The organism is Bradyrhizobium canariense, assembly GCF_900105125.1.
In the GTDB taxonomy this organism is placed as follows: domain Bacteria; phylum Pseudomonadota; class Alphaproteobacteria; order Rhizobiales; family Xanthobacteraceae; genus Bradyrhizobium; species Bradyrhizobium canariense_A.
The window spans coordinates 3,594,449-3,616,589 of sequence record NZ_LT629750.1 but is presented as its reverse complement, the minus strand read 5'-3'; the positions used below and the strand labels follow the sequence as shown (position 1 = coordinate 3,616,589).

The 22,141-nt window shown below is 62.9% G+C and carries 21 protein-coding genes and 1 pseudogene; 13 read left to right on the top strand and 9 right to left on the bottom strand.

From position 1 onward, the window contains the following. Positions 1-167 precede the first annotated feature (167 nt). The 10 genes and pseudogenes from murC to recN all read left to right on the top strand — a co-directional run bounded on the left by murC (position 168) and on the right by recN (position 12,689). Positions 168-1,571 (top strand): UDP-N-acetylmuramate--L-alanine ligase, encoded by a 1,404-nt coding sequence (gene murC / locus BLV09_RS17310; RefSeq protein ID WP_100387125.1) that lies wholly within the window; start codon positions 168-170, stop codon positions 1,569-1,571. A gap of 238 nt (positions 1,572-1,809) precedes the next feature. Next, positions 1,810-2,730, top strand: a complete 921-nt coding sequence (murB, locus tag BLV09_RS17305; protein WP_146688207.1) for a UDP-N-acetylmuramate dehydrogenase — start codon at positions 1,810-1,812, stop codon at positions 2,728-2,730. Between the two features lie 149 nt (positions 2,731-2,879). Continuing rightward, entirely contained in the window at positions 2,880-3,869 is a 990-nt protein-coding gene (locus BLV09_RS17300; RefSeq protein ID WP_146691169.1) for a D-alanine--D-alanine ligase family protein, read from the top strand. A 112-nt stretch (positions 3,870-3,981) separates the two neighbouring features. Then, positions 3,982-4,291 (top strand): annotated as a pseudogene (locus tag BLV09_RS17295) (D-alanine--D-alanine ligase); the annotation flags it as partial. Further along, entirely contained in the window at positions 4,231-5,214 is a 984-nt protein-coding gene (locus BLV09_RS17290; RefSeq protein WP_146688206.1) for a cell division protein FtsQ/DivIB, read from the top strand. The pseudogene BLV09_RS17295 and the gene BLV09_RS17290, both read left to right, overlap by 61 nt. Beyond that, entirely contained in the window at positions 5,211-6,533 is a 1,323-nt protein-coding gene (gene ftsA, locus BLV09_RS17285; protein WP_100383623.1) for a cell division protein FtsA, read from the top strand. The genes BLV09_RS17290 and ftsA overlap by 4 nt, the downstream gene beginning before the upstream one ends. 87 nt (positions 6,534-6,620) lie before the next feature. Further along, positions 6,621-8,444: a cell division protein FtsZ gene (gene ftsZ, locus BLV09_RS17280; protein WP_146688205.1), complete on the top strand. Its 1,824-nt coding sequence runs from the start codon at positions 6,621-6,623 to the stop codon at positions 8,442-8,444. Positions 8,445-8,795: 351 nt separating this feature from the next. Next, on the top strand, positions 8,796-9,755 hold the full coding sequence (gene lpxC / locus BLV09_RS17275) for a UDP-3-O-acyl-N-acetylglucosamine deacetylase (RefSeq protein WP_146688204.1): 960 nt from the start codon (positions 8,796-8,798) through the stop codon (positions 9,753-9,755). Between the two features lie 338 nt (positions 9,756-10,093). Further along, positions 10,094-10,987, top strand: coding sequence for an outer membrane protein assembly factor BamD (locus BLV09_RS17270; protein ID WP_433994428.1), 894 nt, complete (start codon positions 10,094-10,096; stop codon positions 10,985-10,987). A 13-nt stretch (positions 10,988-11,000) separates the two neighbouring features. Next, on the top strand, positions 11,001-12,689 hold the full coding sequence (gene recN / locus BLV09_RS17265; protein WP_146688203.1) for a DNA repair protein RecN: 1,689 nt from the start codon (positions 11,001-11,003) through the stop codon (positions 12,687-12,689). A gap of 114 nt (positions 12,690-12,803) precedes the next feature. Here the strand turns inward: recN and BLV09_RS17260 are convergent, their stop codons facing one another. Beyond that, positions 12,804-13,091, bottom strand: coding sequence for a GIY-YIG nuclease family protein (locus tag BLV09_RS17260; RefSeq protein ID WP_146688202.1), 288 nt, complete (start codon positions 13,089-13,091; stop codon positions 12,804-12,806). 231 nt (positions 13,092-13,322) lie between these two features. Between BLV09_RS17260 and ligA the strand changes: the two genes are divergently transcribed. Continuing rightward, the gene (gene ligA, locus BLV09_RS17255; protein ID WP_167558769.1) at positions 13,323-15,470 is read left to right on the top strand and encodes an NAD-dependent DNA ligase LigA; all 2,148 of its coding nucleotides are present in this window, start codon (positions 13,323-13,325) and stop codon (positions 15,468-15,470) included. A gap of 155 nt (positions 15,471-15,625) precedes the next feature. Here ligA and BLV09_RS17245 read toward each other — a convergent pair whose 3' ends face one another. Next, positions 15,626-17,455: an aminopeptidase P family protein gene (locus tag BLV09_RS17245; protein ID WP_146688199.1), complete on the bottom strand. Its 1,830-nt coding sequence runs from the start codon at positions 17,453-17,455 to the stop codon at positions 15,626-15,628. Between the two features lie 169 nt (positions 17,456-17,624). Here BLV09_RS17245 and BLV09_RS17240 point away from each other — a divergent pair, with 169 nt between their 5' ends. After that, the gene (locus BLV09_RS17240; RefSeq protein WP_100383616.1) at positions 17,625-17,813 is read left to right on the top strand and encodes a hypothetical protein; all 189 of its coding nucleotides are present in this window, start codon (positions 17,625-17,627) and stop codon (positions 17,811-17,813) included. A gap of 6 nt (positions 17,814-17,819) precedes the next feature. On the opposite strand, the gene BLV09_RS17235 is transcribed toward BLV09_RS17240, so the two are convergent. The 6 genes from BLV09_RS17235 to BLV09_RS17210 form a co-directional block, all read right to left on the bottom strand. Beyond that, positions 17,820-18,722 (bottom strand): 50S ribosomal protein L11 methyltransferase, encoded by a 903-nt coding sequence (locus tag BLV09_RS17235; RefSeq protein WP_146691168.1) that lies wholly within the window; start codon positions 18,720-18,722, stop codon positions 17,820-17,822. 60 nt (positions 18,723-18,782) lie between these two features. Then, positions 18,783-19,178 (bottom strand): hypothetical protein, encoded by a 396-nt coding sequence (locus BLV09_RS17230; RefSeq protein WP_146688198.1) that lies wholly within the window; start codon positions 19,176-19,178, stop codon positions 18,783-18,785. 99 nt (positions 19,179-19,277) lie between these two features. Further along, positions 19,278-19,490: a GDCCVxC domain-containing (seleno)protein gene (locus BLV09_RS38145; protein ID WP_146688197.1), complete on the bottom strand. Its 213-nt coding sequence runs from the start codon at positions 19,488-19,490 to the stop codon at positions 19,278-19,280. 1 nt (position 19,491) lies between these two features. After that, positions 19,492-19,776, bottom strand: coding sequence for a hypothetical protein (locus tag BLV09_RS17220; RefSeq protein WP_146688196.1), 285 nt, complete (start codon positions 19,774-19,776; stop codon positions 19,492-19,494). Between the two features lie 86 nt (positions 19,777-19,862). After that, entirely contained in the window at positions 19,863-20,231 is a 369-nt protein-coding gene (locus BLV09_RS17215; protein ID WP_146688195.1) for a glyoxalase, read from the bottom strand. A gap of 51 nt (positions 20,232-20,282) precedes the next feature. After that, positions 20,283-20,483, bottom strand: a complete 201-nt coding sequence (locus tag BLV09_RS17210) for a hypothetical protein (protein ID WP_146688194.1) — start codon at positions 20,481-20,483, stop codon at positions 20,283-20,285. A gap of 125 nt (positions 20,484-20,608) precedes the next feature. Here BLV09_RS17210 and BLV09_RS17205 point away from each other — a divergent pair, with 125 nt between their 5' ends. Then, positions 20,609-20,956 carry a hypothetical protein gene (locus BLV09_RS17205; protein WP_167558768.1) on the top strand — a complete coding sequence of 116 codons (348 nt, stop codon included), beginning with the start codon at positions 20,609-20,611 and terminating at the stop codon, positions 20,954-20,956. Between the two features lie 216 nt (positions 20,957-21,172). Here BLV09_RS17205 and BLV09_RS17200 read toward each other — a convergent pair whose 3' ends face one another. After that, positions 21,173-21,757 carry a sugar O-acetyltransferase gene (locus BLV09_RS17200; RefSeq protein WP_146688193.1) on the bottom strand — a complete coding sequence of 195 codons (585 nt, stop codon included), beginning with the start codon at positions 21,755-21,757 and terminating at the stop codon, positions 21,173-21,175. Positions 21,758-22,141 lie beyond the last annotated feature (384 nt).

Genomic DNA, 22,141 nt, shown 5'->3' with positions numbered 1-22,141 from the left:
TCATCGGGCCGCGCTTTGCGCGGACCCGTGGGCGTCGCCCCGGAATGACGTAAAAATGCCCTTGTATTGCTGCGCGAAAGCGGGGCATCCAGTACGCTATGCGGGCTGATTTGCTTCGCGACATATTGGACCGTTCAATTGCGGACGAGGCCGTTAAGGAAACAACCATGAGACTGCCGCGCGAGATCGGACCCATCCACTTCGTCGGGATCGGCGGCATCGGCATGAGCGGCATCGCGGAAGTGCTCTGCAATCTCGGCTACACCGTGCAGGGCTCGGACGCGTCGGAGAGCGGCAATGTCGCGCGGCTGCGCGACAAGGGCGTCAAGATCTCCGTCGGCCACAAGGCCGAGAACGTCGACGGTGCCGACGTGGTCGTGGTGTCGACCGCGATCAAGCGCGACAATCCCGAATTGATGGCGGCCCGCGCGCAGCGCATTCCCGTGGTGCGGCGCGCCGAAATGCTGGCTGAATTGATGCGGCTGAAAAGCTGCGTCGCGATCGCCGGAACCCACGGCAAGACCACGACGACCTCGATGGTGGCGGCGCTGCTCGACGCCGGCGACCTCGATCCGACCGTCATCAATGGCGGCATCATCAATGCCTATGGCACCAATGCCCGGCTAGGCGCCGGCGACTGGATGGTGGTGGAGGCCGACGAAAGCGACGGCACCTTTCTGAAACTGCCGACCGATGTCGCCATCGTCACCAATGTCGATCCCGAGCATCTCGATCACTTCAAGACGTTCGAGGCGGTGCAGGACGCGTTCCGCAGTTTTGTCGAGAACGTGCCGTTCTACGGTTTCGCCGTGATGTGCATCGATCATCCCGTCGTGCAGACCATCGTCGGCAAGATCGAGGATCGCCGCATCATCACCTATGGTGAAAATCCGCAGTCCGATGCGCGGCTGGTCGATCTTACTCCGAACGGTGGCGGATCCAGCTTCAAGGTCGTGTTCCGCAACCGCAAGACCGATGCGACGCATGAGATCGCCGATATCAGGCTGCCGATGCCGGGCCGGCACAACGCCCTCAACGCCACGGCCGCGATTGCAGTCGCCCACGAACTCGGACTTTCGGACGACGTCATCAGAAAGGCGATCGCGGGGTTTGGCGGCGTCAAGCGGCGCTTCACCAAGACAGGCGAATGGAACGGCGTTACCGTCATCGACGATTACGGCCATCACCCGGTCGAGATCGCCGCCGTCCTGAGGGCGGCGCGCGAATCCACCAACGGCAAGATCATCGCCGTGGTGCAGCCGCATCGCTTCACCCGGCTGCAATCGCTGTTCGAGGAATTTTGCACCTGCTTCAACGATGCCGATGCGGTCGTCGTCGCCGAAGTCTATCCGGCCGGCGAAGCGCCGATCCCGGGCATCGACCGCGACCATTTTGTGCTGGGCTTGCGCGCCCATGGCCACCGCGAAGTGATCCCGCTGCAGAATTCCACGGAGCTTGCAAAAGTGATTCACGGCCTTGCTGGCCGTGGCGATCTCGTTGTTTGCCTCGGTGCCGGCAACATCACGCAATGGGCCTACGCGCTGCCGGGCGAACTGAAGGCGCTGGGATGATGGCTGCTCGGTTTTCAAGCTTGTCGTGGCCGGGCTTACTTTCGCCATTCCCTCCCCCCCGCAACCGAGGTCTACCTCGGTTGCGCATTTTAATCTTAAGCAAGTCGGGCAGGCCCGACTTGCGTTGGGGGAGGGTTAGGGCGGGGGGTAAGCCGCAGACGCCGGAGTTCGTGGTACCCCCCTCTCCAACTCTCCCCCGCAAGGGGGGAGAGGGCCGACTGTGCCTCGTGGCGGCGACATGACCTTTCCCGACATCACGCCCGACCTCAAAGCCGCGATGCCGGAGTTGCGCGGGCGGCTGCTCGCAAATCAGTCGCTCGCCGAGCTGACATGGTTTCGGGTCGGCGGCCCGGCGCAGATATTGTTCACGCCGTCGGATGAAGACGATCTTGCTTATTTCCTCAAGCACTTGCCGGACGAACTTCCAGTGTATGTCGTTGGTGTCGGTTCCAATTTGATTGTGCGCGACGGCGGCATGCCGGGCGTGGTGATCCGGTTGTCACCGCGTGCGTTCGGCGAGACCAGCGCCGACGGCGATATCGTCAGCGCCGGGACTGCCGCGCTCGACAAGCGCGTGGCCGAGACGGCGGCGGCGGCCAATATCGGCGGGCTGGAGTTTTTCTTTGGCATTCCCGGCACCATCGGCGGCGCGCTGCGCATGAACGCCGGCGCCAATGGCAGCGAGACCAGGGATGTCCTGATCGAGGCGTCGGGCGTCGGCCGCGACGGCAGCAAGCGCCGGTTCACAAATGCGCAGATGAAATTCGTTTATCGCAACAACGGTGTCGATCCCTCGATCATTTTTACGGCCGCACGCTTTCGTGGCCCGATCACCGCGCCGGAAGTGATTCGTGAGCGGATGGCCGAGGTGCAAAGCCATCGCGAAACCGCGCAGCCGATCCGGGAAAAAACCGGCGGCTCGACCTTCAAGAATCCGCCCGACAACAGCGCGTGGAAACTGATCGACGCGGCGGGCTGTCGCGGCTTGCGTGTCGGCGGCGCACAAGTGTCGGAAATGCACTGCAATTTCCTGATCAACACTGGCAGCGCGACCGGGCATGATATTGAAATGCTTGGAGAGACCGTCCGCGCGCGGGTGAAGGAAAATTCCGGAATTGAGCTACACTGGGAAATCAAGCGGATCGGGATTCCGGCATAGTTGTCATCCCGGGGCGCGCCCGAACGCGCGAACCTCAGATGTGCAATTGCACATCGGGGAATCCCGAGATTGTCTGCAAAGAAGATTCCGGGTCTGTGCCTCCGGCACATCCCGGAATGACGAAAGAGATGGACCAGCGGAACGAAATGATGCGGATCACCATTCTTTTCGGCGGCACGAATAAAGAGCGCCTGGTGTCGGTGGCGAGCGCCCAGGCGCTTCATTCTGCTTTGCCAGAAGCCGATCTGTGGTTCTGGGATGCCGATGACAGCGTGCATGAAACCGCGTCCAAAACGCTTCTCAATCATGCGCGGCCGTTCGAGGAGCCGCTCAAGCCGGATACGCCGAGCCTAGGCCTCATCGAACGCGCGCTTGACAGGGCGCAGATCGAGAACCGGCTGCTGGTGCTGGGCTTGCACGGCGGCACCGCGGAAAACGGCGAACTCCAGGCCATGTGCGAAATGCGCGGAATTCCGTTCACCGGTTCCGGCTCCGCTTCGTCGCATCTTGCCTTCGACAAGGTGGCCGCCAAGCGCTTCGCTGTGATTGCGGGGGTGAAGACGACGCCCGGCGTGGCGCTGCCCGATGCCGAGCGGGCGCTGGCCGAATATGGCAGGCTGATTGCCAAGCCGGTCAAGGATGGATCGAGCTACGGCCTGATCTTCGTCAATGCCAAGCAGGATCTCGTCGCGGTCCGCAATGCGGCCAAGACCGAAGACTATCTGATCGAACCGTTCGTCGCCGGCGTGGAAGCGACCTGCGGCGTGCTGGAAAAGCTCGACGGTTCGGTGGTGGCGCTGCCGCCGATCGAGATCGTTCCGGCCGATGGCGGCTTCGACTACACGGCGAAATATCTGGCGAAAGCGACGCAGGAAATTTGTCCCGGACGCTTCACGCCCGAGATATCGGCTGAAATCATGCAGCAGGCGCTCAAGGCCCACCACGCGCTGTCGTGCCGCGGCTATTCCCGTTCCGACTTCATCGTCTCGGGAAAAGGGCCGATCTATCTCGAAACCAATACGCTTCCCGGTTTGACCAAGGCTTCGCTTTATCCGAAGGCGCTGAAGGCGGAAGGGATCGAATTCGCCGATTTCCTGCGCGACCAGATCACGCTGGCGACGAGACACACGCAAAAATAGTTTCTGGAAGATATTCACCGCATTGGTTGTCGGTTTGGAACCGATCGGGGGGCCGAGCGGGTTCCATTGGTAAAAACTTCACGAATATTAAACAAACTACTCACAGGGCTGATCAAATCGCGCCCTGCCTGAACCGCATTTACCTTTTGTTTACCAGGAAGGCCGAAGGTTAACGCTGGCGGCGCGTGTGGCGCTTGGCTGCCGGGGCGTGAGCTGTCGCGGATTTCCGCTTCGACGACCGCATCGAGGGACTGGGGCTTCTGGTGCCTCGAGGTCAACACCCAGCCCGGCACGACCGAGACGTCACCTGTGCCAGGCCCGCAAGTTTTTTTGCGGGCACAACATTTGACGAGCTTGTGCAATGGATGGTGCAGGACGCCTCGCTCGATCGCAGAGATCGCCGAGGCCCCAAGCTGATCTGAGAGCGGCCGCCATTGGCGCGGCCGTGCTGTTGCGCGAGTGGTTCGGCCGCCGTCGTGCGCCCGCCGAGCCGCGTACCCGCGAGCGAGATCCGCATCGCCTGATCATGTTCGTCGAGCGCTATCTGCCGAATCGCGTCGGCGTTGCCGCGACCGTTCTGATCCTGTTTGGCAGCGCCGGCCTCGGCATCGTCAAAGGCGGCCATGTCGACGAATTGACCGCGGCTTTGAGCGACACCCGCAACGCGCTGGCCAATTCCGCCGGCTTCCGCATCAAGACGGTCGTCATCAATGGCCGCAAGCAATTGACCCAGGACGAAGTGCTCGCGAGCGGCGGCGTTAATGGCCGCTCGTCGCTGTTGTTCCTCGACGCCGACGCGGTCCGCAGCAAGCTGAAAGGCAATCCCTGGATCGCGGACGCGACGGTGCTGAAGTTTTATCCCGGCCAGCTCCAGATCAACATCGTCGAGCGCTCGGCGTTTGCGCTGTGGCAGCTCGATGGCCGCCTCGCCGTGATTGCCGATGACGGTGCGGTGCTGGAGCCTTACGTGGCGCGGCGCTTCCTGGCGCTGCCGCTGGTGGTCGGCGAGGGCGCCGAAACCCGCGCCAAGGATTTCCTGGCGCTGCTCGATCGTTATCCGCAGGTACTGTCGGTGACCAAGGCCGCGATTTTCGTCGGCGAGCGGCGCTGGAATCTGCGGCTCAAGGATGGCCTCGACATCCGGCTGCCGGAAAACGACGTCGGCAACGCACTGGCGGAATTGAGCAAACTCGACCAGGAGGACAGACTGTTCTCGCGCGACATTGTCGCCGTCGATATGCGCCTGCCGGACCGGCTGACGGTGCAATTGTCCGATGACGCCGCCAAGGCCCGCGAAGAACTGTTCAAGGACAAAAAGCCGAAGAAGAAAGCCGGTGATGCATGACCGGCCTTAACCGCAACCAGACGCCGAAGACGCGGCCGATGTCGCAGAAGCGCACCGCGCTGGTGGCGTCGCTCGACATCGGCACCAGCAAGATCGCCTGCATGATCGCGCGGCTGAAGCCATGCCCGCCGAACGAGGCGCTGCGCGGCCGCAGCCATGCCGTCGAGTTGATCGGCTACAGCCAGATCCAGTCGCGCGGCGTCAAGGCGGGTGCCGTGGTCGATCTCGCCGAATGCGAACAGGCCGTGCGTCACACCGTGGCGCTGGCCGAGCGCATGGCCAAGGTCCGGGTTGAATCGGTTCTGTTGTCGGTGTCGGCGGGAAGGCTGCAGGGCCAGCTGATCGAGGCCGCGGCCGACGTCAAGGGCGGCGCGGTTACGCCGGCCGATGTCAGCCGGATCACCTCGGCCGGCATGCGCCACGCGACCGGCGAGGGCCGCACGGTGCTGCACGCGCTGCCGGTCAGCTACGCGCTCGACGGCGTCAAGGGCGTTCGCGATCCCCGTGGCATGGTGGCGCGGCAGTTCGGCGTCGACATGAACGTCGTCACGTCGGACGCGACGGTCGCCAAGAATCTGATGCTGGTGGTCGAACGCTGCCATCTCAATGTCGAGGCCATGGCGGCGGCTCCCTACGTGGCCGGCCTGTCGGTCCTGACCGACGACGAGGCCGATATCGGCGCCGCCGTGGTGGAGATGGGGGCGGGAACCACCACGATCGCGATCTATTGCGGCGGGCGCTTTGTGCATGCCAGCGGTTTCGCGCTGGGCGGCCAGCACATCACCATGGATCTTGCGCGCGGCATCAGCGCATGCATTGCGGATGCCGAGCGAATCAAGACGTTATATGGCACCGTGCTGACCGGCGGGTCTGATGCGCGCGAATTGATGTCCGTGCCAACGGCCGGCGACAATGAGCGCGATCTTCCACAGATCATATCCCGCGCCACGATTGCGAATATTGTTCGGCACCGCGCCGAGGAGATTTTTGAAATGGTTCGGGACCGCCTGGCGGATTCTCCCTTTGCGGCGGAGCCAAAGGCGCGGGTTGTATTGAGCGGCGGCGCCTCGCAGCTCACCGGAACCCTCGAACTTGCAACCCGGGTCCTCGGCCGCCCGGTGCGCATCGGCCGTCCGCTCGGCTTTGGCCGGCTGCCCAACGAGGCGAAGAGCGCGTCATTCGCGGTGCCCTCGGGCCTGCTGGTCTATCCGCAATACGCTCATCTTGAACACGTCGAACCGCGGCATACGCGGCAGCTCAAGACAGGGACTGACGGCTATTTCGGAAAGGTCGGACGATGGCTTCGCGAGGGCTTCTGATGAATCTTTTCCGCACCCACCGGACTTCCACCAACTCCCGCGGCCGCCGGCCGGGGCGACCAACGCGCGCGTAATCGAGAGGCAATCATGACCATCAATCTCAACGTCCCTGATATTCGCGAGCTGAAGCCGCGGATTACCGTGTTCGGCGTAGGCGGAGCCGGCGGCAATGCCGTCAACAACATGATCACCGCGGGACTGCAGGGTGTCGATTTCGTCGTCGCCAATACCGACGCGCAGGCGCTCACGATGTCCAAGGCGCAGCGCATCGTGCAGATGGGCACCCAGGTCACCCAGGGCCTCGGCGCCGGTTCGCAGCCTGACGTCGGCGCGGCGGCCGCCCAGGAAGTCATTGACGAACTCCGCGACCATCTCTCCGGCGCCAATATGGTGTTCGTCACCGCCGGCATGGGCGGCGGCACCGGCACCGGCGCTGCCCCCGTCATCGCCAAGACCGCGCGCGACATGGGCATCCTCACCGTCGGCGTCGTCACCAAGCCGTTTCACTTCGAAGGCGCGCGCCGCATGCGCACCGCCGAGGCGGGTATCCTCGAGCTGCACAAGGTGGTCGATACGCTCTTGATCATCCCGAACCAGAACCTGTTCCGGGTCGCCAACGAAAAAACCACCTTCGCCGACGCCTTCGCGATGGCCGACCAGGTGCTCTATTCGGGCGTCGCCTGCATCACCGATCTGATGGTCAAGGAAGGCCTGATCAATCTCGACTTCGCCGACGTCCGCGCCGTGATGCGCGAAATGGGCAAGGCGATGATGGGCACCGGCGAAGCCTCCGGCGAGAAGCGCGCGCTGACCGCGGCCGAGGCTGCGATCGCCAACCCGCTGATTGACGATTCCTCGATGAAGGGCGCCCGCGGCCTGTTGATTTCGATCACCGGCGGCAAGGACCTGACGCTGTTCGAGGTTGACGAAGCTGCGACCCGCATTCGCGAGGAAGTCGATCAGGACGCCAACATCATCGTCGGCGCCACCTTCGACGAAGCCCTCGATGGCATTATCCGCGTCTCCGTCGTCGCCACCGGCATCGAGCAGGCGCTGATCTCGCGCAATACGAATGCGCCAGCCGCGCCTGCAGGCAACGCTGCGGCTCCGGCCGCTCCGGCGCCGGACTCCCGCCTTGCCGACCTGACCGCCCGCCTGCGCGCCGACAATGCGCGGATGGCCGAGCGCGCCCAGAAGCTGGAAGCCTCGATGCCGGCGCAAGCCGCGCCCGCGCATGCGCAGGCGACCCCTGCCGCTGCGCTGCAACGCCCCGCGGGCAATGTCGAACGGGCGGCGCTCGCCGCCATCGCTGCTGCGGTCGCGCCGGAACCGGCACATCCGGTCGCGCAAGCACCGCTGCAGCCTGCGTCCTATGGCGATGTCACGGTGCGCCCGATCGCGCAAAAGCCGACATTGTTCCCGGATCGTGATGTCGCGAAAGTCGAGGTGCGTGAGGTCGCTACTCCCGAAACGTTCATCCCGCAGGCGGCCGAGCGCGCGCCGGCCCGGGCGCCGCGAATGCCGAAGTTCGAAGATCTGCCGATGCCGGCGCAAAACGAAATCCGGCAGGCCAGGGGCGACGTCGAGGAGGAACATCCGCAAAAGACCCGGATGTCGTTGCTGCAACGCCTCGCCAATGTCGGCCTCGGCCGTCGCGACGAGGAGACCGAGCCGCCGATTGCGGCCCGTGCCTCCGGCCCGGCAATGGCGCCGATGCCGCAACTACCGGACCGCAAGCCCCAGCGTTCGGTCGCCCAGCAAATCGCGGCTCATGAGCCGGTATCGGAGTATGCTCGCCGGCCACCGCCGCAAGGATTGGACGTCCACGGCCGCCCCGCGCCTGTTGCACCGGCGCCACAGGGCGACGACCATCTGGATATCCCCGCCTTTCTGCGGCGGCAGACCAACTGAAAATTGTTACAATCCAGACTGTGGATAAGGCCCCGGCTAGATCAGCCGGGGCCTTTGTCTTTGGGATGGTCGAGACCTTTGGCTCGATTCCCAAGCAACTGATATTAAATGATTAATTATGTATTTTGGGGTCAGATGAAGCGCTTGAAGCGGCCTCCAGCCGCGGCGGAATTTGGTCAACCTTTGTCTCGAATGCGGCATAGGTTGGGTAACAATCCGTAAAAAAGCGTGAGTGGCGCTCTTAAAGGCAATGGCTATGGTCTGCCGTGACTTGGGGATACTGAGGCGAGTCGGCATGGGAACTCGGGCCGATCCAGTCTTTGGTTAAGTCGGGTAGTGGGCGATCTTGGAATGAAATTTAGCCGCCAAACAACGCTTCGGTCGCAAGCCACCGTAACGGGCGTCGGTGTTCATTCTGGTTTACCGGTAAGTCTGACCATTGGACCTGCATCTGTCGATGCGGGTTTTATTTTTGTCCGCACTGGACTCGACGGCTCCGACCGCGAAGTCCAGGCGATTGCAGAATCGGTCATTGCAACTGAATTCGCCACGGTGCTGGGCGATCGCAACGGTCCGCTGGTCTCGACCGCGGAACATGTGCTCGCAGCGCTGCGCGGCATGGGCGTCGACAACGCCACGATCGAAGTCGACGGTCCGGAAGTTCCGATCATGGACGGCAGCGCCGCGGCGTTCGTTGCCGCGATCGATCAGGCTGGCGTTGTTACGCAATCGGCGGCACGCCGCTTCATCCAGGTCTTGAAGCCGGTGCAGGTCGCGATGGGCGACTCCTTCGGTGAGTTGCGCCCCTACGCGGCCGGGTTCCGCGCCGAAGTCGAGATCGACTTCGCCAACCCGGTGATTGGACGTCAGAGCTGCATGCTCGATCTCAGCCCGGAGCGGTTCCGTCGCGAGATTTCCCGCGCCCGGACGTTCGGCTGCATGAACGACGTCGCGCGGCTGTGGAGCGCGGGCTTCGCGCTCGGTGCGTCATTCGAGAATTCGGTGGTGTTCGACGAGACCCGCCTGCTCAACAGCGAAGGGCTGCGCTATCCCGACGAATGCGCGCGCCACAAGGTGCTCGACGTTGTCGGCGATCTCGCGCTTGCCGGCCTGCCTCTGCTCGGCGCCTACCGCTCGGTGCGTGGCGGACACAAGCTCAACCATGCGGTGCTGACGGCCCTGATGGCCGACCGCAGCGCCTGGCGCGTGATCGAGTCCGAGGCGGCGCGCCGCTCGCGCGGTTACGCCGAAGTCGGCAGTGGGATGGTGGGCGGCATGATCGCTCCGGCCTACGGCCCTGACGTGTCCTGACATCGTCTTCGATGTGTCCTGAGCGCCTCTTGGCGTCTCCTGACCGTCGTGTTCGACCTGTCCTGACCATCGTCTTCGATGTGTCCTGACGGGCACGCTCGGCAACCCTCGTTTCCGTAAGTAACCACAATTGCTAACGATGCCTTGCGACCGCCTTAATCCGGGCGAAATGCCTGCGTACCCGGTTGGTTACCGGACCGTTTTCGGTTACACAGGCCGGCGGTTGCAGGCAGAGCGCCGCGAGCATGATGATCACTGCGTTCATGAGCTGGGTTCATGAGGGCGCGGCGGCCGCCGCAGCAAAGGCGTCAGGTCTTAAATCCATGATGGCACGGCGTATGGCGCGCGAGTTACGTAAATTCTCCGCTTCTTCGGACCTCCGTTGGCTTGGGCGGCAACTGCGCGTGGCCGCAAGCCTGGCTGTTCTCGCGATACCGCTGAGCGGCTGCGGCACCGGTGCGTTGTGGGACAAGTTTTTCGCCAAGGACGACACCTTCAAGGATGAGCCGGCGGACAAGCTCTATAATGAGGGCCTGTTCCTGCTGAATCAGAAAAAGGACGTGAAGGCCGCGTCGAAGAAATTCGAGGAGGTCGATCGCGAGCATCCTTATTCCGAATGGGCGCGCAAATCGCTGCTGATGTCGGCCTATGCGTATTACGATGCCGGTGACTACGATAGCTGCATCGGCGCGGCGACCCGCTACGTCACCCTGCATCCGGGCAGCCCCGACGCGGCTTACGCGCAATATCTGATCGCGGCGTCGAACTACGACCAGATTCCGGACACTTCCCGCGATCAGGGCCGCACCGAAAAGGCCATCGCCGCGCTCGAAGAGGTGGTGCGCAAATATCCGACCTCGGAATATGCCGTCAGCGCCAAGGCCAAGCTCGAAGGCGCGCGCGACCAGCTCGCCGGCAAGGAAATGGCTATCGGCCGCTACTACATGGAAAAGCGCGACTACACCGCCGCCATCAACCGCTTCAAGACCGTGGTCACCCAGTATCAGACCACGCGCCACGTCGAAGAGGCGCTGGAGCGGCTCACCGAGGCCTATATGGCGATCGGAATCGTCGGCGAGGCGCAAACCGCGGCCGCCGTGCTTGGACACAATTTTCCGGACAGCCGCTGGTACAAGGACGCTTATAATCTTGTAAAGTCCGGCGGTCTCGAGCCGAGCGAGAATCAGGGGTCCTGGATCAGCAGGGCCTTCAAGAAGGTGGGCCTCGGCTAGGAATTTATCTCGCATGCTGGCCCGTCTTTCGATCCGTGACATCGTCCTGATCGAACGGCTCGATATCGAGTTTTCCCGTGGGCTTGCGGTGCTGACCGGCGAGACCGGCGCGGGCAAATCCATTCTCCTCGATGCTTTCGCGCTGGCGCTCGGCGGCCGCGGCGATGCCGGCCTGGTCCGCCATGGCGTGGAACAGGGACAGGTCACGGCGGTGTTCGATGTGCCGAAGGGACATCCGGCATCGGTGATTCTCAGCGACAACGGACTCGATGACACGAGTTCTGAAGATTCTTCCGAGATGATCCTGCGCCGCGTGCAGCTCGCCGATGGCCGCACCCGCGCCTTCATCAACGATCAGGCGATCAGCGTGCAGACCTTGAAGGCGGTTGGTTCCGCGCTGGTCGAGATTCATGGCCAGCACGACGAGCGCGCGCTGGTCGACGCCTCCACCCACCGCCGTCTGCTCGATGCGTTCGCAGGCCTTGAGAAGGACGTCGCCGCGCTGGAGAAACTGTGGGATGCACGGCGCGCGGCGAACACGGTGCTCGACGAACATCGCGCGGCGATGGAACGCGCGGCCCGCGAGGCCGATTACCTGCGCCATGCCGCCGATGAATTGAAGACGCTTAACCCCAAAGACGGCGAGGAGACCGCGCTCGCCGGCCGCCGCACCACGATGATGCAGGGCGAGAAGATCGCAGCCGACTTGCGCGAGGCGCAGGACGCCGTCAGCGGCAATCATTCGCCGGTCTCGACGCTCTCGGCGGCCGTGCGACGGCTGGAGCGCCGCGCCGCCAATTCGCCCAATCTGGTCGAGCCCGCGGTAAAGGCGATCGATGCCGCCATCAACGCGCTGGAGGAGGCCGATCAGCACCTCACCGCAGCGCTGATCGCCGCTGACTTCGACCCTTCCGAACTTGAACGCATTGAGGAGCGGCTGTTCGCGCTGCGCGCGGCGTCGCGCAAATATTCGACGCCGGTCGATGGCCTCGCCGCGCTTGCTGCGAAATACGCCGCCGATGTCGCGCTGATCGACGCCGGCGCCGGTCAGTTGAAGAAGCTCGAGGCCGCGGCGACCGAGGCGGACAAGCACTATAGCGCCGCCGCCACCAAACTCTCCGCGGCACGCGGCAAATCCGCCGAAAAGCTCAATAAAGCGGTCAACGCCGAACTCGCGCCGCTGAAGCTCGAGCGCGCCAAGTTCATGACGCAGGTCGACTCCGATCAGACATCGCCAGGCCCGCAGGGTTTCGATCGCGTCGAATTCTGGGTCCAGACCAATCCCGGCACCAAGCCGGGGCCGCTGATGAAAGTCGCATCCGGCGGCGAGCTGTCGCGGTTTCTATTGGCGCTCAAGGTCGTGCTGTCCGATCGCGGTTCGGCGCCGACGCTGGTGTTTGACGAAATCGATACCGGCGTCGGCGGCGCCGTGGCTGACGCGATCGGCGCCCGGCTGGCGCGGCTCGCCGGCAAGGTGCAGGTGATGGCGGTGACGCATGCGCCGCAGGTCGCCGCGCGCGCCGATCAGCATCTGCTGATTTCCAAGGACGCGCTCGATAAGGGCAAGCGCGTCGCCACCCGCGTCAACGCGCTCGCCGCCGATCACCGCCGCGAGGAAATCGCCCGCATGCTGGCCGGCGCCGAGATCACCGCGGAGGCAAGGGCCGCCGCGGAACGGTTGCTGAAATCGGCGACGGCGTAAATTCCGCAAGCACGGGCGTCCGTTTTGCTGTCATTCCGGGGCGTCGCGGCAGCGACGAACCCGGAATCTCGAGATTCCGGGTTCGATGCTTCGCATCGCCCCGGAATGACGAACTCAGTTGCAGATCGATTCGTACAAATCATCCCAACCTGGATTTTGTGCCTCGATCAATTGCACCTTCCAGCCCCGTTTCCATTTCTTGAGTTCTTTCTCGCGGGAAATCGCGGAGACCGGATCGTCGTAAATTTCAAACCAAACCAGCCGCGTGATATTGTATTTGGAAGCAAAGCCGGCAACGGCCTTGGTACGGTGTTCGTAGATCCGGCGCACAAGGTCGTTGGTTACGCCGATATACATTGCTCCATCTTTTCTGCTCGCCAAAATGTAAACGTAGTAGCCCATGAGCGCCGATCCCCACTACATTGTCATCCCGGGACGGGTGAAGTGCGAGCCCGGAATCTCGAGATTCCGGGTCTGGTCCTTCGGACCATCCCGGAATGACGAACTCAATAATTTTCACCGTCATTCCGGGGCGATGCGAAGCGTCGAACCCGGAATCTTGTGCCTCCTCATAGCGGTATTCCGTATATGGTCCTGCGGACCATTCCGGAATGACGTACTATAATTTTCATCATGGCGACCAAGGCAAAATCGAAAACCCTCCCCGACGTGGCAAAACTCGCCAAGGCGCAGGCCAAGGTCGAGTGGAAGCGGCTGGCGCTTGAGCTCGAGGGGCACGACAGGCGCTATTACCAGGAAGACGCGCCAAGCGTGTCCGATGCCGCATACGACGCGTTGCGCCAGCGCTTCAACGCCATCGAGGCCAGGTTCCCGGAATTCGTCAGCTCGGACTCGCCGTCGCAGAAAGTCGGCGCAGCGCCGTCCGGGCGCTTCAAAAAAGTCCGCCACGCGGTGCCGATGCTGTCGCTCGACAACGCATTCGCCGAACAGGACGTGCTCGATTTCGTTGGCCGCATCGAACGCTTTCTCAAACTCAGCGATGACAAAATCGCCTTCAGCGCCGAGCCGAAGATCGACGGGCTGTCGATGTCGCTGCGTTACGAAGGCGGCGCACTTGTCACCGCCGCGACCCGTGGCGATGGCGCCGAAGGTGAAGACGTCACCACCAATATCCGCACCCTTGAGGACGTGCCGCAGAAGCTCAGGGGTCGCAACGTGCCTGACATCTGCGAGGTGCGCGGCGAAGTCTACATGACCAAGAAGGCCTTCCTCGCGCTCAATGAGCGGCAGAAGGCGGCCGGCGACACCATCTTTGCCAATCCGCGCAATTCAGCGGCCGGCTCGCTGCGCCAGAAGGATCCGACTATCACCGCGTCACGGCCGCTCGGCTTCTTCGCCTATGCCTGGGGCGAGATGAGCGCGATGCCCGAAGGTACGCAGTCCGGCATGATCGGCTGGTTCGAACGCTGCGGCTTCAAGACCAATCCGCTGACCAGGCTTTGTCACTCGGTCGAAGAACTGATCGCGTTTCACCGCAAGATCGAGGAGCAGCGCGCCGAGCTCGACTACGACATCGACGGCGTCGTCTATAAGGTCGACCGGATCGACTGGCAGGAACGTCTCGGCTTCGTGTCGCGCACCCCGCGCTGGGCGATCGCGCATAAATTCCCGGCCGAGCGGGCCATGACCGTGCTGAACGACATCGAAATTCAGGTCGGGCGCACCGGCTCGTTCACGCCGGTCGGCAAGCTCGATCCGGTCGGCGTCGGCGGCGTCATCGTGCAAAACGTGACCCTGCATAACGAGGACTACATCAGGGGCATCGGCGGCGACGGCGAGCAGTTGCGCGAGGGCCGCGATATCAGGATCGGCGACACCGTCATCATCCAGCGCGCGGGTGACGTGATTCCGCAAGTAGTCGATGTCGTCATCGACAAACGTCCCAAGAACGCAAAGATATTTCACTTTCCGAAAAAATGTCCGTGCCCGCTGCATACCGACGTGGTGCGCGAGGAAACCGCAACTGGCGAGGAGGGTGCGCGCGCCCGCTGCACCGGCGAATTCGCTTGTCCGTTCCAGAAGATCGAGCACCTGAAATTGTTCGCCTCGCGCCGCGCCTTCGACATCGACGGATTAGGCGAAAAGCAGATCCAATTCTTCTTCGAGCAGGAATGGGTGAAGGAGCCCGCCGATATCTTCACGCTGCCCGCGCGCAACAACAAGCTCAAGCTCGAGCAGATCGAAGGCTATGGCGAAACCTCGGTGCGCAACCTGTTCGCCGCGATCGAGGATCGCCGCAGGATTTCGCTGGAGCGCTTCATTTTCGCGCTCGGCATGCGTCACGTCGGCGAGACCACGGCGCTGGCGCTGGCGCGCGGCTACGGCTCCTGGCAGGCATTTCACGACGCCTGCCTCAAAGTTGCCAAGGGCGATGAGGAAACCATCGCCGAGATGGATGCGCTGGACCAGATCGGTGACACCGTAATCGCCAGCATCGCCGCTTATTTCGGCGAGAGCCACAACCGCGGCATCGTCGAGCGGTTGACCAAGGAGGTCACGATCCTTGACGCTGAACGGCCGAAAAGCAATTCGGCCGTCGCCGGCAAGACCGTGGTGTTCACGGGCTCGCTGGAGAAGATGACGCGCGATGAAGCCAAGGCCACGGCCGAGCGGCTGGGAGCCAAGGCCGCGGGTTCGGTGTCGAAGAAGACGGATTACGTTGTTGCCGGGCCGGGCGCGGGCTCGAAGCTCAACGAGGCAAAGAAGCATGGCGTTGCGGTGCTGACCGAAGACGAATGGCTGAAGCTGATCGGGGAGTGAGAGGCTGGCCGTCGCCGCTCATCGCAACGGTTGTCTGCAGTCACGTCATTCCGGGGCGATGCAAAGCATCGAACCCGGAATCTCGAGATTCCGGGTCTGGTCCTTCGGACCATCCCGGAATGACGACAGGAAATCTCTTTGGCTGTTGATGACGGTTACGCTTTCAGCACCGCCGTCGCTGCGTCGAGCCAGACCTTGGTCGCCTCATCCACATGCGGCCGGACTTCGCGGCGCACCCGCGCGTGATAGTCGTTGAGCCAGGCGAGTTCCTGCTCGCTCAGCATCGTCAGATCGATCAGGCGACGGTCGATCGGCGCCAGCGTCAGTGTCTCGAACGCATTCATCGGCTTCTCAGCGCCGGCGATATCAGCGCCGACCACCAGTTCGAGATTCTCGATCCGGATCCCGAACGCGTCGGTCTTGTAATAGCCGGGCTCGTTGGACAGGATCATGCCGCGCCGGAGCGGCGTGGTGCCGAGCTTGGAAATCCGCGCCGGCCCTTCATGCACCGAGAGATAGCTGCCGACGCCGTGGCCGGTGCCGTGCTCGAAATCGATGCCGGCCTGCCAGAGGAATTGCCGCGCCAGCGTATCGATCTGCGCGCCGGTGGTGCCGTCGGGGAATACCGCGCGCGCGATTCCGATATGGCCGCGCAGCACGCGGGTAAAGCGGTCGCGCATTTCCGCCGTCGGCTCGCCGATCGCGATGGTGCGGGTGACGTCGGTGGTGCCGTCTTGATATTGCGCGCCGGAATCAATCAGCAGGAGATCGCCGGGCGCGATCCGCCGGTTGGTCTTGCGGGTGACACGGTAATGCACGATGGCGCCGTTCGGCCCGGTGCCGGCGATGGTCGGAAACGACACGTCCTTGAGCGCGCCGGTGTCGCGGCGGAATGTTTCCAGCGCCTCGACGGTGTCGATCTCGGTCAGCGTGCCCGATGGCGCTTCGCGATCGATCCAGGCGAGGAAGCGCGCCAGTGCCACCGCATCGCGCCGGTGCGCTTGCCGCGTGCCTTCGATCTCGGTTGCGTTCTTGCAGGCCTTCAGCAAGGCGACGGGATCGCTGCCGCGCAGCGCCCTGCCGCCGGCAGCATTGATCAGGCGGCTCAGGGCGTCGGCCGCGGTTGCGCTGTCGAGTGCGATGGCCGCGCCGCGTTGTGCGAGCGCGGTAAGGTCAGGCGCAAGCGCCTCGGGCTCGGCGACATCGGCGGATTGCTCGAGATGATCGCGGGCGCTGTTGGAGAGCTTGCGGTGATCAATGAAAACCGTGGGCCGGCCGCTCTTCGGCACCAGCGCATAGGACAACGGCAACGGCGTATGGGAGACATCGGCGCCGCGGATATTGAAGGTCCACGCCACCGCATGCGAATCCGACAGCACCAGCGCATCGGCGCCGAGCTTGCCGATCTCCTCCTGGATGCGCTTGAGCTTGTGGCCCTCCGCTTCGCCGGAAAATTGCGTGCCGTGAATGGCGACGGGGCCGAGCGGCGGCGCCGGGCGCTCGGTCCAGACGGAATCAAGCGGGTTGGTCTCGACCGCCACCAGTTCGGCGCCAGCCCTAGCGCAGGCCACGGCCAGCCGCTCGGCTGCCGCTGAAGTGTGCAGCCATGGGTCAAACCCGAGGCGATCACCGGCGGCCAGATGCTCGGCCAGCCAGCTTTCCGGCGGCGGGTCGATCAGCGACTCCACGCTCCAGGCCTTGGCATCGACCTGTTTTGCGGCCTGCAAGGTGTAGCGGCCGTCGACGAACAGTGCGGCCTGATGCGTCAGCACGATTGCCATTCCGGCCGATCCGGTAAATCCGGTCAGCCAGGCCAGCCGTTCTTCCGAAGGCGCGACATATTCATTCTGCTGCTGGTCCGCGCGGGGAATCACGAATCCCGTGAGTTTCCGCCGCGCCAATTCCTCGCGAAACGCGGCCAGCCGCGCCGTCAGCGCAACGCCGCTTTCGGGTTCTTCGAATGTCTGGAAGTGGGCTTCGAACATGATCTGACCAGTTTAAGTTTACGACGATAAGTCCGCAGCGCGGGTAACGGTTGCGCCACTTTGGCATGCTGAAAAATTAGCCACAACAGAACGTTTACACCGCGAGCCGTTCGTCTAAGCTTAAGCGGGCTACCAGCAGTGTTTCAACTCAATGACGAGGGGATGCACGATGCCAGCTTTCTCGTTTGAGAAGATTCCGCCGCCGGTGCGGCTTGATCCGACTCCTCCCATCACTGAGAACAAGCAACGCGGTGTCATCGTCCAGATCCTGGATCGTTTTGTCGAGACGCGCATCAAGCTGACGCTGCGCAAGGACAATGGCTTGATGGCCCGCCGCCGGCAAAAACCTTCCGATTAGTCCTGGCTAATCTTGGCGCGTATTGCGCAACAACAGACTGCTCCAGCCTTCGATCCTGAGATGCCGTACCGGCACCAGCCCGCGCGCGCGATACGCCGCGATGACGCCGCCGGCCTGGTGCGTCAGCAGCCCCGACAGGATCACCAGGGCCGAGGGCGCGAGATGGCGCGCCATCGGCGTCGCCAATTGCCGCAGCGGATTGGCGAGGATATTCGCCAGCACCAGATCGAACGGACCGTGCTCTGCGAATTGCGGCGCGGAGAAGCCGGTCGCGCAGATGGTCTGCACCCAATTTCCGGTTTCGTTGAGCCGCGCATTCTCGCGCGCGACGCGCACCGAGGCTGGATCGATGTCGCTCGCCAGCACCGGGCGGTGCAGCGCCTTTGCCGCGGCGATGGCGAGCACGCCGGTGCCGGTGCCGAGATCGAGCACGCGCCTGGGATAATAGGCCTTCAGCACATGATCGAGCAGCAACAGGCAGCCGCGCGTGGTGCCGTGATGGCCGGTGCCGAACGCCAGCGCCGCCTCGATCTCGATGCCGATCTTGTTGAGCGGCACGCGCAAACGGTCATGTTGGCCATGCACGATGAAGCGCCCGGCGGGAACCGGCACCAGGTCTTCGAGGCTGGCCTTGACCCAATCTTTCGCCTCGACGGTATCGAAGGCAATGGTTTGCGCGATCTCGGCGCCGGCCGCGTCGGCCACGAGTTCGCGCACCAGCGCCTGGTCGGGGGTCTCGGCGAAATGCGCGGTGACATCCCAGCGCCCGTCCGGCCGCTCGAACGCGGCGATCGCCGCCTGTCCCTCAAAAAAGGTTTCGGTCAGCACGTCGACGACGCGTTTGGCGCTGTGTTCGTTGCCAACGGCAAAATTCACGCGATGGGTAGCGGGGGTGAGAACGGAGGTCATCATGTGCCGGGTTGCTTAGCATAGCTCCTAGCAGGAGCGCGACGACTGTCAAAACGCGGTCTATGCCGGGTGACGCCAGCCGGTCTGCCTCAGCGTGACGACGGGCGGATAGGCGTTCAGCGACCGGATGCCGGAAAGCCGACGGTGCAGGACGACGCCGAGCAGGGCGGCCGCGAACCCCAGGACGGCGCCGATGCCGGTGGCGAGGTTGCCGATGCCTTCGTGGCTGACGATCAGCCAGCCCGGCGCGGTGAGCTGTGGCCAGAACAGCGACTGCAGGATCGGCAAAATAATCGCACCCGACACTGTGCCGCCGAGAACGATCGCTGCCGACAGCCGGTTTCGCGAACGGCAACCGGCACAGCGCGGCACGGGAACGCTCAATTCGTCCTGCTGCGTGCCGCGGCTGACGGGATAACCTGATGCGTCGAGCTTGCGTTGCGGATTGGCGACCAACCGGAATGCATAGGCATATTCGGCGCCGGCGGGGGCGCCACACTGCCAGCAGGTGGTGTCGGATCGGTCCAGCGATGGGGTCGGGATGGCGCGCTCCTGTCAACAGCACTTCGAACTGCAATTGCCGTCTTGCTGAATCGGCGGACAGGGAACCGACCCGTAGGAGCAATAGACGCAACAATCGCCCGGCCTGGGCTTTAGCCGAGTGCCGCAACCTTTGCAGTCGTAGAAGAACTGGCAGGCGTCGGTCGGCATGGTCTCGGTGGCCGCGTGGCCGCAAGACGGGCAGGTGATGGTGGATTGCAGGATCAAGCTATCGCGGCCGCTTCTCGTCGTTAAGGCCTGAAGCGCTGTTGCGGTCGTCAAAGAGGGCGCCAAGAAGCTGCAAAAGCTCGGACTGCCCTTGCCCGTGCTCCCCGAGGAACGCAGCCAGATCCATCTCGTCCGTGTGGGTGCTGTAACCGGCCCCGCGCATATCGCCGCGCGTCTCTTCATGCTCGACAAACAGCCGGTTGATGTCGGTGTCGAACACCAGCCGCCATCGGTCCTCATCGGCACCTTCGGTGCGCTGGTAAAGATGCCTTCTCAACACGGCCATGGCGGTCTCCGCGCTTGCTTCGCCCGGTAGGCATACCACAGATTGCGACCGCATTGGAGCGCGATGGCACGCAAGCAGGCAGCACCTCAGTTCGAATTTTGACGGCGCAGACGGGTCGGCCAACCCACCCGCACCAGAGTTTCGTCAGGGCCGTTGAGCGCGAATTCGTACGTGCCCCACGGCGTATCACCGGGCGTCCCGATGGCCTCGCCTGCGAACGCGGCCGCCACGGCGTCGACGTCCTCGCGATAAAGATAAAGCCCAAAAGGATTGCGCCCGGCCTGGAGCCATCCCTCGACGGCTTTGTTGAGGTGAATGAAGCCGCCCCGTCCGCCCGAGAGCATGCGATATTCGTCGGGACTGCCTTCGTCGCGCTTGAATCCCAGCCGCTCAAAGAACGACTGCGCGGCGTCCAGATTGTTGCAGGGCAGGATCGCTGTCAGCCGCTGATCCATGGAGCAGGCTCCGTGGCATTCCGGGCAATATCGGCGGGGTGGTTCTCGCCGTTAGGGTCTTGCGGCATTGATCATTTTCCTGAAGGCGGAAATCGCGGCAACCAGGTAGAGCATTGGAATGGCAAACGGCCCGATCGCCGCCGCAATCCATATCCAGCGCGATCGCTTACGCCCCAGCTCATCCGCAAGATCAGCAACAATAAACATCGACCCCACGAACATCACAAAAACCAGAATAGATGAAGCGTCCATTCCAGCCTCCTGTTTTCGCTAAGTATATCACGGGAGCTAGGACAGTGCGGCTGCCCGTCAAGGGCTAATAATAGCCGAAATTTCAAACTGAGACATGACCGCGGCTAGTGCTTCAGTTGAAGTGATTGGCCCTTGAGGCGCGGTCGCGCCGGTCGAGCTGCTGTGCTATGCTTGGCGCAACGTGGGAGACCATGATGTTTGTCGTAAAGCCACTGATGCAGGACGCTGATCTGCGGGCGTTTTTAAGCCCGGCGGCCGCTAACGAATATGCCGAAACCGGCGTGTTCCAGGATTGCGGCTGCGAGCAAAGTGAAATCCATTTTGTCGATGGCGACGTCACCGCTGCTGAGGCCGTCGCGGCCGTCAAGGATGGACGTTCCGAGAAGCGGACTGTCGTGCATCGCAAAATGAGCGCTGATGAGATCGAGGTTTCCCGGCTTGATGCCTTGGCTGAACGCGAGTTGGGGCTGTAGCTACGCCCAAAGGCCCGAGAGGCGAGGACTCCGCCGCGGTGGTTGCTGTTGCGGCCGCTCAGCCTTCGTTGTGATGCAAGAAGAGCGCTGACTACAAAGTACAGCTCAATGCACGTCAAACCGATATCGGCGACGCATTCCATCGCGCTGATCCGAACTGGATTTCAAACTGAGACACGACCGCCTGCTCGGTAGTGTCTCAGTTTGAATTTCCGCTTACGCCCCCTTGCGGAGGTTCCCTCGGTCGTCGCCAATCGAACGAATGACCCGCGCCGGATTTCCTCCGACAAGCGTATTCGGAGGAACGTCCCTGGTGACTACCGAACCCGCAGCTACAACCGAGTTTTCGCCTACAGTCACCCCGCCGATAATCGTTACGCCCGCTGCGATCCAGACGTTTCTCTCAATCACGATGGGCTTTCCGATTGTGGCGGCGCGGCGCTGCGAAGGTTCAAGGGGATGGGCCGCCGTGATGATGCTCACGTTCGGCCCGATCATCACATCGTCCGCGATGTCGAGCCCGCCAAGGTCATAGAAAGTGCAGTTCTGATTTACGAAGACATTCCGCCCGACGCGGATTTCGTCCCCGCCGGCAGTATAGAATGGCGGGATCAATAAAAAGCTCTCATCTACCTTTTTACCGATGAGTTCACTGAACAAGGCCCGAATTTCGTCCGCATCGTTGAACGTCAAACGGTTAAGTGTGGCGGTGATCGCCATCGCTCGTTTGACGTTTGCCAACATGGCCGTTGATTCCGGCGTTCTCCGGTAAATTATCCTGGTGCCGTCCTCATTCGACATTCGTTATTTTCCTCGGGCTGCAGTTTAGAGTGCGTTTCGGCGCACGGGGCGGCACCGCGATTCGCTGAGTGTAGCCACAAGGCGGAAGGGCCGGAATCCACCCAATCCCGAAATTCAAACTGAGACACGACCGCCTGCTCACAGCTTTTCGGCGTCTGATACAGGGCTTGTCCACCGGCTGCGCACAAACTTGCGCACCGGAACATGCTGCGACCTTCAACAGGCTGTGCACCGCCTTGTGCACCGAGGATACCTTGCTTTTCCACAGAGGCTGCCGTGCGGTTTTGCACTCCGGGTGCACAGGCTTATCCACTGAGTTATCAACCAGTTTTGCATAGCCTTTCCACCCGCTTGTCAGCCGGTCGCGAGATCCGGTGGGATGCT

Bases quoted from the DNA above. Each gene is read 5' to 3' on its own strand.
- murC (WP_100387125.1), top strand. From the start codon at position 168: ATGAGACTGCCGCGCGAGATCGGACCCATCCACTTCGTCGGGATCGGC.
- BLV09_RS17240 (WP_100383616.1), top strand. From the start codon at position 17,625: ATGCCAGCTTTCTCGTTTGAGAAGATTCCGCCGCCGGTGCGGCTTGAT.
- BLV09_RS17245 (WP_146688199.1), bottom strand. From the start codon at position 17,455: ATGTTCGAAGCCCACTTCCAGACATTCGAAGAACCCGAAAGCGGCGTT.
- BLV09_RS17290 (WP_146688206.1), top strand. From the start codon at position 4,231: ATGGATGGTGCAGGACGCCTCGCTCGATCGCAGAGATCGCCGAGGCCC.
- BLV09_RS17235 (WP_146691168.1), bottom strand. From the start codon at position 18,722: ATGACCTCCGTTCTCACCCCCGCTACCCATCGCGTGAATTTTGCCGTT.
- BLV09_RS17200 (WP_146688193.1), bottom strand. From the start codon at position 21,757: ATGTCGAATGAGGACGGCACCAGGATAATTTACCGGAGAACGCCGGAA.
- lpxC (WP_146688204.1), top strand. From the start codon at position 8,796: ATGAAATTTAGCCGCCAAACAACGCTTCGGTCGCAAGCCACCGTAACG.
- BLV09_RS17270 (WP_433994428.1), top strand. From the start codon at position 10,094: ATGGCGCGCGAGTTACGTAAATTCTCCGCTTCTTCGGACCTCCGTTGG.
- BLV09_RS17215 (WP_146688195.1), bottom strand. From the start codon at position 20,231: ATGGATCAGCGGCTGACAGCGATCCTGCCCTGCAACAATCTGGACGCC.
- BLV09_RS17260 (WP_146688202.1), bottom strand. From the start codon at position 13,091: ATGGGCTACTACGTTTACATTTTGGCGAGCAGAAAAGATGGAGCAATG.
- BLV09_RS17220 (WP_146688196.1), bottom strand. From the start codon at position 19,776: ATGGCCGTGTTGAGAAGGCATCTTTACCAGCGCACCGAAGGTGCCGAT.
- ftsA (WP_100383623.1), top strand. From the start codon at position 5,211: ATGACCGGCCTTAACCGCAACCAGACGCCGAAGACGCGGCCGATGTCG.
- recN (WP_146688203.1), top strand. From the start codon at position 11,001: ATGCTGGCCCGTCTTTCGATCCGTGACATCGTCCTGATCGAACGGCTC.
- BLV09_RS17210 (WP_146688194.1), bottom strand. From the start codon at position 20,483: ATGGACGCTTCATCTATTCTGGTTTTTGTGATGTTCGTGGGGTCGATG.
- ligA (WP_167558769.1), top strand. From the start codon at position 13,323: ATGGCGACCAAGGCAAAATCGAAAACCCTCCCCGACGTGGCAAAACTC.
- BLV09_RS17300 (WP_146691169.1), top strand. From the start codon at position 2,880: ATGCGGATCACCATTCTTTTCGGCGGCACGAATAAAGAGCGCCTGGTG.
- murB (WP_146688207.1), top strand. From the start codon at position 1,810: ATGACCTTTCCCGACATCACGCCCGACCTCAAAGCCGCGATGCCGGAG.
- ftsZ (WP_146688205.1), top strand. From the start codon at position 6,621: ATGACCATCAATCTCAACGTCCCTGATATTCGCGAGCTGAAGCCGCGG.